Origin of the sequence: uncultured Flavobacterium sp., from assembly GCF_963925415.1 — a bacterium.
Lineage (GTDB): Bacteria > Bacteroidota > Bacteroidia > Flavobacteriales > Flavobacteriaceae > Flavobacterium.
Genome location: NZ_CAWUTS010000100.1, coordinates 1 through 10191 on the forward strand (window position 1 = coordinate 1; position 10191 = coordinate 10191).

Consider the following 10191-nt stretch of genomic DNA (forward strand, 5'->3'; position numbering starts at 1 on the left):
AATATATAAAAATTATTGAATAACAATAATTAAATATTATAAAAGAATAATTTATGTCACTTTTTTAGTGATAACATCATAAGCTTTTTTCAATTTCATTACCACTACTTCAATTTCAACTTCATTTAAGTGGCCATAACCAAATCGAATGGCACAAGTATTTTTATTCTGATAAAGAATTGTTTTAGGAAGAAATAAATCATTTTTTTGAGCCTCTTCAGCTAATTGAACTAACGATATTTTTGGCTCAAAGCTTATCCAAATGGCTAAGCCTCCTGAAGGTTTATTCCATTGAATGCTTTGCTTAAAATGGTGTTCAAACATTTTACACACATAATCAAGTCTTAGCTTATAATGTATGCTGTTTTTTTTAATTAATCGATGTATTTCTCCTTCATAAATTAATTCAGACAGCATTTGTTCTTGAATGAGATCTCCCTGCCTATCTATCATTTGTAAATAATTTTTGGTTTCAACAATCAAATTGCTTGGCGCTATAACAAACCCCGTTTGAAAACTCGGGAATAAAGATTGACCTAGCTTACCTAAATAAATTACAAGTCCATTTGCATCAGAACTCGCCATTGGTAACATAGCAGATCCTTCAAACTGAAAATCATAATCAAAATCATCTTCAATTATAGCAAATTGATATTCTTTAGCTAATTTTAATAATTCTATTCGTCGCTCTGCACTAAGGGTATGTGTTGTTGGATAATGACGATGCGAGCATACATATACGCATCGTATCAAATTTTTTGTATAATGTTTTCGTATATATTCGATATCCAAACCATTTTTATCCACCGGAACAGTTTGAATTGTTGCTCCCACTTGTTGAAAAATCATATTTGCGGCGTAGTTGCTTAAACTACCAACTAATACGAGATCATTAGTTTGAAGTAATAGTTGCGAAACGATATATAAACTCATTTCAGTACTTCGTGTACTGATTAAATTTTTTGGTTTAATATGAAATCCACGCGTTGCATTTAAATAATTACACAATTGGTTTTCAAATACAGAATATGTAGATTGTCCGGTTTGATTCCATTTTGAAATCAATGTTTTTCGTTTCATGGATGCACTATACCATTTTGAAAATTGATGAACAGGATGCAATCGCAAATCGGGTTGTCCGTCATTTATTGCATATTTAGTTTGCGAAGGTTCCGCTATTGAAGCTAAATGAAAAGAAGGTTTAAAGTCAAACCCAGTATTTATTGCAGATTCATTAGCTTGGTTTATAGGATATGCAATCGCTTTAATGGAGGCTGTTTTTTGTTCAGGAACTAAAATATAGGTTCCTTTATTTGGAATAATTTCAACCCATCCTTGAGACGCTAACTCTTCATAAACAGCAACAACCGTGTTTCTATGTATCTTTAACAATTGGCTTAAGGTTCGACTCCCTGGTAAGGCTGTTCCTTTTGTTAAATAGCCGCGTTGTATGGCATCAATGATTTGATGTGAAATTTGAATAAATACAGCTATTGAACTGTTTTTTTCAAAATTAATAAAGTGTTTCAGCAGTGTGTTAACCGGACTATTCATGATTTAAAATCTGGACTAGATTACTCGTCCGGAAAGTTACGAATTTTGCTCTGTTTTAAAATCACTTTAATATAATATTTTATGAAATATAAATTAGCAACAGCATCTCTTGTCTTATTTTCTTTATTTGGAAAAGCGCAAGATAAACAGCAAAAAACAGATTCACTTCAGGAGGTGATAGTAACTTCAAGTAGAATTGACATTCCTTTTTCTAAAAACTCAAGAACCATACAAATTATTTCTAAAGAAGTTATTGAAAAAAGCGGCGTTACAAACGTTGCCGATTTACTACAGCAAGTAGCTGGAGTTGATGTGCGTAGAAGAGGAACAAGCGGTATGCAAGCCGATTTATACATCAGAGGTGGAAGTTTTGATCAAACACTTTTGCTTATTGATGGAATTAAAGTAGAAGATGCTCAAACCGGTCATCACACAATGAATATGGCCTTGCCTATAGAAGTTATTGAACGTATTGAAATCATAAAAGGTCCAGCTGCACGTATTTTTGGTCAAAATGCCTTTTCTGGAGCGGTAAATATTGTAACTAAAAATGTTTCTACTGATGCTGTAATTTTAGAAACTCAAGCGGGCAATTATGCTCAAAAAAATATTTCAGTAACAGCTACACAAGATTTAGAAAAATCATCTCACATTATTCAATTTTCAAGAATGCTTTCTGATGGTTATAGATTCAATACAGATTATGACAACCAAAACTATTTTATAAAGAGCAGCTTTAAAACAATGAATGCTCCTGTAGAAGTTTTGGCTTCTTTTAACGACAGAAAATTTGGTGCAAACGGTTTTTATGCAACTCCAGCAGCCATAAACCAATACGAAGAAACTCAAGCGAGTTTGGCTGCGGTTCAAACGATTTTTAAAAAGAATAACATGACCTTTAAACCACGAATATATTGGAGACGAAACCAAGACGAATATATTTATATTAGAAATAATCCATCTGTTTACAGAAATTTGCACATCACTAATAAAGTTGGATTGGAATTAAATACAACTCTAAAATCGAGTTTAGGAACTACTGGTTTTGGTATAGATGTAGCAAAAGTAGCAATCTCTAGCAACAATTTAGGAAGTCGAAATCGAATTATGGGAACCGTTTTTGCTGAGCATCGCTTTTTAGTATTCAATGATAAATTAGATATAACTCCCGGAATTGCATTTAATTATTTTTCAGACTTTGATGGTAATTTTTTTCCAGGAATAGACTTAGGTTATCAAATAACAGACGACATTAGAACCTATGCAAATGTGGGTCAAACCTATAGAATACCAACATATACTGATTTGTTTTACAGCGATCCAAGTACATTAGGCAACGAAAATCTAGAGCAAGAAGAAGCTTTTTCTCAAGAAATAGGGTTTAAATATTTTAAAAATAAATTTGATTTTTCTATTGCTTTTTTTAACAGAGACGCAACAAATTTAATCGATTTTACAAAAGAAACAGCAACAGATCAATATAAGGCAAACAACATTAGAAAGTTAAATACACAAGGGTTTGAGATACATTCTAATTACAGTTTTGTGATAAAGAATTTGAATCAACAATTCAACATAGGATATACTTTTATGGAAGATGACATAAAAAATATAAATGCTGCGTTTTCAAGATATTCAATAAATTCAGCGAAGCATCAATTTACAAGTCAATTGGCGACTCAATTTGTAAAAAATCTTTCTCAAACAATCTCATTTAGATATTTAGAACGAACTTCGAGAGCTAGCTACGGTTTAGTAGATGCAAATATTAGTTTTGAACTAAAGGCATTTGAATTTTCTGTTTTTGCAAATAACATATTCAACAAAGACTATTCTGAACAAAATCAAGTTCCAATGCCAAAAGGCAATTTACTTTTTGGATTAAAATATAATTTTTAACAGCAAATGTGACTCCTTTAAAACTTAAAATTTTGAAGGAGTTTTTAAAATTATTTTATATTTTCTAGTTCTTTTACTCTATCATAAACCAAATTATTCTCCCATCCTTTTCTCATGAAATAATCGCAGAATTTTTTTCTTTTTTTCATAATATTAAGTTCATAAATAGATTCCCATTGTTTAGCAGAAAGCAACTCAAAAGTTTCTAAATAAAGCGCATCATCAATTTCTTTTAATGCTATTTTAATTAAAATAGGAGACAATTTTCTGCTTTTTAATTCGTTTGTAATTCTTGTTTTCCCCCAATTTTTATAATTATGTTTGCCTCTAACAAAACTTTTAGCAAAACGTTCTTCGTTTAAAAAATTGTGGTCAATTAAATAGACCATTAATTCTTCTTTTTCATTAGAGTTTAATGAAAATGAATACATTTTTTGATACACTTCTTGATGACAGCGATCTTGATAGGCACAATAATGTTCCAATTTGTTTTGAATTTCTTTTTGTGTAAAGGAATGTGAGTTTTTATTTTGCAAGTTAAAAAATGATTAAGGTAATTTTATACAAGATAATTTAGTTAGTGCAATAATATCCAATCATTATGAAAAAAATAATTCCATTTGGCTTTTGCAAAATCTTGTTTAGGGTCAATTAAAGTATAGTGCCTTTTTCCGTTTATCGAATTTTTACAATCAATATAAATAGAAATGTTTTTGCCTTCAAATTCTTTTTTTATGTGTTGGCAATATTGCCAAATAAAATCGGGTTTTGTTTTTAAAGCATATCTTTGTTTATAGGTTAGTTTTTGGTGAGAATAGTAAGCTGATTTTATATGAGTATTGTGATCAACTACATAAATGTTTATATAACCATCTCTAGATCTAAGCATCATTCTCCAGCTTAATCTATGCCCCTCCTCAGTCCATAAAACATCACCTTTTATAAAGCAGTGCCTTATTGGGAGTAACAACTGAATGATTAAAAAAGGAATTAGTATATAAAAGACTAAGCTAGTTTTTTGTGGCATTTTATTTTCAATAACAACCACTTCTTTTTTGCTTAAAAATAATTTTCTAATGGTTTTTGGTTCATAAAAAAACAAAATAAAGGATAATGCAAAAAAAGGGAAAATACCAATTTGTAAAAATACAGCATTAAAAACATGAAAAAACAATGAAGCAATAAATGCGGTAGTTCTTGTTTTTTTTATCCATAAAAAAGGCACAATAAATAAGTCAAAACACACTCCCGAATAGGCTATAAATAGATAAAACCATTCTTTCGAAAAAAGGTTTTGAAAATATACAATTGAAGTTGAACCTTTCAATAAATTTTTAGTAAAAGTACCTTCGATCCAATCGGGATAAAATTTTGCAATACCTGAAAAAAAATAAACAATACTTATTTGAAAAATTAAAATCAATGATACCCAATAAGGCATCAAATTAGATTTCATTTTATGATTCCACTTTGCATCAAAAGAGATTGAAGTATTTGCAGGAAAAAAACACATAAAAAGGCCTATGATCAACACTAAATAATAATGATTGTTATAGGATGACTTTTGTGCAAAATAAACACCAGCCCATAGTAAAGTAAAAGATATAACGGCAAACCTATATTTTGCACCTAGCATTATTAGTATCCCTAACAAGCCCATTAAAGCAAAATATAAATACATTACTTCACCATGTAATATGTCAAGCCATTGAAAACCTATAAATGGGAAGTTAAAATCACTTTCAATAAAAACTCGACTAACCCATCCCGAAAGAATAGCTCCAAAACATTCACATGCAATAAGAAAGCCAAACAAAATTCGAAAAACGATTAAGGGCGCGTTATCTATATTTTTATTTAATTGTAGCTGTATTTTTTTGAACATAGTCTATAGAATATTTCTTATCTAAAACCAATTGATTTTTTAATGCCTCAAGAGAATTAAATTTTTGCTCATCTCTAATTCTAGCATGTAAATAAACACTTATTTGTTCCTGATAAATAGTTTTATTAAAATCAAAAAAGTGAATTTCTATTGAGTTTTTTTTTCCTTCTACAGTGGGGTTATTGCCAATATTCATCATGCCAAAAACCGTTCCTGTTTTCATTTCCGAGGACACAACATAAACACCATTTTTTGGTATTAATTTATAATCTTCAGTAAGTTCAATATTTGCAGTAGGAAAACCAATTGTTCTACCTATTTTTTTTCCTTCTACAACAACACCAGAAATAGCATAAGGATGCCCTAAATAGGCATTTGCAAGTTCAATTTTTCCGGCTAAAAGTGCCGTTCTAATTTTTGTAGAACTTATAGATATAGAGTCTATTTCTTTTACTGAAATTTGATCTACTTCAAAATTATATTTTTCACCTAATTCAATTAAATCATCAATATTTGCAGCTCTATTTTTCCCAAATTTATGGTCATGTCCAATAATTATTTTTCCAATATTTAATTGGTCAACAAGAACTTTTTTAACAAAATCTTCGGCAGTTAGTTCAGAAAAAATAGCATCAAACGGATGTATAATTAAATGCTGTATACCTGTTGCTTTAATTAATTTTATTTTTTCTTCAATAGTATTAAGTAACTGAATTTTAACATCTTGTTTTAATACCATTCTAGGATGTGGAAAAAAGGTTAGCAAAACACTTTCGTATTTATATTCAAGTGCCTGTTTTGTTAACTTTTTAATAATTTTTTTATGGCCAATATGAACACCATCAAAGGTTCCCAATGTAAGGATACTTTTGTTTTTTTTCTGGTATTCAAATATGGAATTATAAACTTTCAAAATATATTAAATATTTACAAAAGTATAGATATTGACTCTTATTACACCATTAAATAATTTTATTTTAAACATAAATTTTGTTTTTATTTTTTTTGTAGGATATTATATGTTAATTTGTAATCTTTAATAAAAACCCCTAATTATGAAAAAAATTTTATTTTCCCTTTTAATTATGTTAATTTCTTTAAATATTGTTGCTCAAACGGGCAAGTTGTTTAAGGAAATTTCAAAGAATAAAGTAACACAAATTAATAAAAACGCGGAAAGAACTAGTTTTCCAGAGGAGTTTAAATTAGTACAAGTTAACGTAGATGCCATAAAAAATCAACTTGCATCTACAACCAATAGATTTTCTAATACAAAGTCTAATACAACAATCTCTTTCCCAAACATTAATGGACGCATGGAAAAATTTGAGGTTTATGAAGCCTCTAATTTTGACGCTGACCTACAAACTCAATTTCCAAACATTCGTTCTTATGTTGGAATTGGAATTGATGATTTATATGCTCAAATAAGATTTAGTGTTGATCCAACAGGAATTCAAGCTATGATTTTTAGAGCAGGTAAACAAAATGAATTTATAGAGCCTTATTCAAATGACGGTTCTGTTTATGCTGTATATAATTCGTCAAGAATAAAAGGAAAATTGCCTTTTACATGTACTACAGAAGACCATGAAATAATAAACGACATGGGAACAGAAGCTTTAAGAGCTAATAATGGTGTTTTAAAAACATTTAGACTGGCTATGTCTTGTAATGGAGAATATACGGCATATCATGGCGGAACTGTTGCTGGAGCTTTAGCTGCTATTAATGCAACGATGACACGAGTAAATGGTGTTTTTGAAAAAGATTTTGCAGTACACATGAATTTAATTGCTACTAATACAGATGTAATTTATACAGATGCTTCTACAGATCCCTACTCAACAACAATGAGTCAATGGAATGGACAACTGCAAAGTACTTTAACAAGTGTTATTGGAGAAGCAAATTATGATGTAGGTCATTTATTTGGAGCTACAGGTGGTGGTGGAAATGCAGGATGTATTGGCTGTGTTTGTGTGAACGGAAGTAAGGGAAGTGGAATTACTTCACCTGCAGACGGCGTTCCAATGGGAGATAATTTTGATATAGATTATGTTGCACATGAATTGGGTCATCAGTTTGGAGCTAATCACACCTTTTCTCATGGTTTAGAAGGAACAGGAGTAAATGTTGAGCCGGGCTCGGGTTCTTCAATTATGGGTTACGCTGGTATTACAAATTACAATGTTCAGTCACATTCGGATGATTATTTTGCCTATAGAAGTATTGCACAAGTTCAAAGCAATTTATTATGGAAAACATGCCCTACAACGACAGTACTAACTCACGGTGCACCTGTTATGAATGCAGGTTCAGACTTTACAATTCCAATGAGTACCCCTTTTATATTAACGGGTTCGGGTACAGATTCTAATAACGACCCTATAACGTATTGTTGGGAACAAAACAATAGTGCCACATCTGCTTTTACGGGAGTATCTTCAACAAATACAACAAGCCCAAACTGGAGATCTAGAAATCCAGAAACAATACCCGTACGATATATGCCAAAATTATCAAGTGTATTGTCAAATACATTAACGACCGATTATGAATCGGTATCGTCTGTTGCAAGAACATTAAATTTTACCTTAACAGGAAGAGACAATGTTACTAATGGAGGACAAACAGGAGTTGATGATATGGTAGTTACAGTTTCTGCTGCTGCTGGACCTTTTGACGTAACGTCTCAATCAGCCGATGGAATATCTTGGGAACAAGGTACAACACAAACGATTACTTGGGATGTTAATAACACCACTTCATTAGCAGGTTCTGCAAATGTGGATATCCTTTTGTCTACTGATGGAGGTTTAACATTTACAACTACTTTAGCAACAAATACACCAAATGATGGTAGTGAAGGTATAACAGTTCCAAATGTTGCTGCGCTGTTTTGTAGAGTTATGGTAAAACCAACTGATAACATTTACTATGATATTAATACAAAAAACTTTGCTATTGGATATGTTATAACCAACACATGTACTACCTATACAAACGATACCCCATTAGCTATTCCTGATGGAGTAGCATCTAACACAGCTGGAGCAGTTGTATCTAATACAATTGTTGTGCCTGTAACAGGCATATTGTCAAGTGTAAACATCAGTTTAAATGTGACTCATACTTATCCAGAGGATTTAGTTATTGGCATTAACCATCCTAATGCTACTCAAGATTTAGTATGGAACAGATCATGTGCGGGTAATGATAATTTTAATGTTGTTTTAAGTGATGGCTCACCAGCCTTTAGTTGCGTTGCAAATATGAGCGGAACATTTTCACCAGCATCTCCGTTATCTGTTTTTAACGGCTTAGCATCGGAGGGGACTTGGACATTATCTGTTGCTGATTATTGGAATATAGACACAGGGACTATTAACTCTTGGTCTATTGAAGTTTGTTCTCAATCGGTTACGCCTTTAGCTGCAGTAAGTTTTGGCTTAACAAATTTTACACTTTATCCAAATCCAAATAATGGAAACTTTACAATTCAGTTTAGTTCAGAATCAAGTAATGATGTAAATATTAAGGTTCACGATTTAAGAGGAAGACAAGTATTTGCTAAATCATTCCAAAATAATGGTTTATTTAATCAAGAATTAAATTTAAATAACACTGCTTCTGGAATTTATCTTGTAACAGTTCAAGATGGAAACAAAAAAGAAGTAAAGAAAATTATTGTGGAGTAATAAATTAATTTAGCTAATAAAAAAGTGAAATGGTATTAATACCATTTCACTTTTTTATTAGTTCACTTTTGTAAGTGTAATTTAAGGGTTAAGCAATGCATTAATTATTTGCCATTAAACACATTCATGGTTTCGTTTAAACCACTTAATGCAAATGAATTAATAATTTCTGTTGAAATTTCTAACCGTTCCGTTAATTTATTTTTTTCTTCTTCTGACCATTCACCTAAAACATAATTGACTTGTTGCCCTTTTTTAAACTCGTCACTAATGCCAAATCTAAATCGAGGATATTCGGAAGAGTTGAGAAGGAGTTGGGTATTTTTTAGCCCGTTATGTCCTCCATCTGTGCCTTTTGTTTTTATTCTAATAGTTCCAAAGGATAGGTTTAAATCGTCAGTAATGACCAATAAATTTTCTTTTGGTATATTTTCTTTTTCCAACCAATATTTAATGGCTTTGCCACTTAAATTCATATAGGTATTAGGTTTTAAAAGAAAAACACTTCTCCCTTTTATTTTACACAAGGCCATATTGCCTAATTTTGCTGTTTGAAATTCAACATTTTGTTTTTGGGCATAAAAGTTCAATATTTTAAAACCAATATTATGTCTAGTTTGCACATATTCAGCACCAATGTTGCCTAAACCGACAATTAAAAATTTTTTCATTGGATCAGTAGTTTGTTTTTCCTTTTGTTTGAAGATGTTAAAAAGCCATTTCATTTTGTAAATGTAGTATTTTTTAAAAGTATATAAAAATATAAAAGCAGCATCTAATAAGCAGGTGTAAAGGCAAAATAGTTTCTCGCTTTTATAACAAAAAAAGCATCAGCTTGTGGCTGATGCTTTGGGTATACTTTGTAAAAGAATTTATTTTTTCTTTCCAGATGTTTTTTCTGCTTTTGCAGCTTCTTGAGCAGCTTTCATAGCAGCACGAGAAATCTTAACTTGTGCAACAACGGTGTTGTCTGGGTGCATCAGTTTAAAGTTGTTTGTAGGTATTTTTGTTACATACAATTTGTTTCCCATCTGTAATTCAGAGATGTTTGCCTCTACGAAATCAGGAAGGTTTTTAGGTAATGCCTTAACTTTTAAACGACGTTGGTTTAAATTTAACACACCTCCTAAAAGTACACCTGGAGATGTTCCT

At 30.9% G+C, this 10191-nt stretch carries 7 protein-coding genes and 1 pseudogene; 2 read left to right on the plus strand and 6 right to left on the minus strand.

What is annotated here, in order from left to right; genetic code table 11:
- Window positions 1-51 precede the first annotated feature (51 nt).
- Complete coding sequence (locus tag AABM47_RS08075) at window positions 52-1554, minus strand: PLP-dependent aminotransferase family protein (protein ID WP_338410418.1); 1503 nt, start codon at window positions 1552-1554, stop codon at window positions 52-54.
- A gap of 81 nt (window positions 1555-1635) precedes the next feature.
- Here AABM47_RS08075 and AABM47_RS08080 point away from each other — a divergent pair, with 81 nt between their 5' ends.
- On the plus strand, window positions 1636-3453 hold the full coding sequence (locus AABM47_RS08080; RefSeq protein WP_338410419.1) for a TonB-dependent receptor: 1818 nt from the start codon (window positions 1636-1638) through the stop codon (window positions 3451-3453).
- A gap of 50 nt (window positions 3454-3503) precedes the next feature.
- On the opposite strand, the gene AABM47_RS08085 is transcribed toward AABM47_RS08080, so the two are convergent.
- From AABM47_RS08085 to AABM47_RS08095, 3 genes are read right to left on the minus strand one after another with little or no spacing between them, the layout of a single operon-like run.
- Window positions 3504-3989 (minus strand): RecX family transcriptional regulator, encoded by a 486-nt coding sequence (locus AABM47_RS08085; protein WP_338410420.1) that lies wholly within the window; start codon window positions 3987-3989, stop codon window positions 3504-3506.
- Between the two features lie 41 nt (window positions 3990-4030).
- Window positions 4031-5338: an HTTM domain-containing protein gene (locus AABM47_RS08090; protein ID WP_338410421.1), complete on the minus strand. Its 1308-nt coding sequence runs from the start codon at window positions 5336-5338 to the stop codon at window positions 4031-4033.
- On the minus strand, window positions 5307-6251 hold the full coding sequence (locus AABM47_RS08095; protein WP_338410422.1) for a bifunctional riboflavin kinase/FAD synthetase: 945 nt from the start codon (window positions 6249-6251) through the stop codon (window positions 5307-5309). Before AABM47_RS08095 ends, AABM47_RS08090 begins: the two co-directional genes overlap by 32 nt.
- A gap of 142 nt (window positions 6252-6393) precedes the next feature.
- Between AABM47_RS08095 and AABM47_RS08100 the strand changes: the two genes are divergently transcribed.
- Window positions 6394-9039, plus strand: a complete 2646-nt coding sequence (locus tag AABM47_RS08100) for a reprolysin-like metallopeptidase (protein ID WP_338410423.1) — start codon at window positions 6394-6396, stop codon at window positions 9037-9039.
- A gap of 104 nt (window positions 9040-9143) precedes the next feature.
- Here the strand turns inward: AABM47_RS08100 and pth are convergent, their stop codons facing one another.
- Window positions 9144-9764: an aminoacyl-tRNA hydrolase gene (gene pth, locus AABM47_RS08105; RefSeq protein ID WP_338410424.1), complete on the minus strand. Its 621-nt coding sequence runs from the start codon at window positions 9762-9764 to the stop codon at window positions 9144-9146.
- Between the two features lie 147 nt (window positions 9765-9911).
- Window positions 9912-10191 (minus strand): annotated as a pseudogene (locus tag AABM47_RS08110) (50S ribosomal protein L25); the annotation flags it as partial.

Bases quoted from the DNA above. Each gene is read 5' to 3' on its own strand.
- AABM47_RS08075 (WP_338410418.1), bottom strand. From the start codon at position 1,554: ATGAATAGTCCGGTTAACACACTGCTGAAACACTTTATTAATTTTGAA.
- AABM47_RS08080 (WP_338410419.1), top strand. From the start codon at position 1,636: ATGAAATATAAATTAGCAACAGCATCTCTTGTCTTATTTTCTTTATTT.
- AABM47_RS08090 (WP_338410421.1), bottom strand. From the start codon at position 5,338: ATGTTCAAAAAAATACAGCTACAATTAAATAAAAATATAGATAACGCG.
- AABM47_RS08100 (WP_338410423.1), top strand. From the start codon at position 6,394: ATGAAAAAAATTTTATTTTCCCTTTTAATTATGTTAATTTCTTTAAAT.
- pth (WP_338410424.1), bottom strand. From the start codon at position 9,764: ATGAAATGGCTTTTTAACATCTTCAAACAAAAGGAAAAACAAACTACT.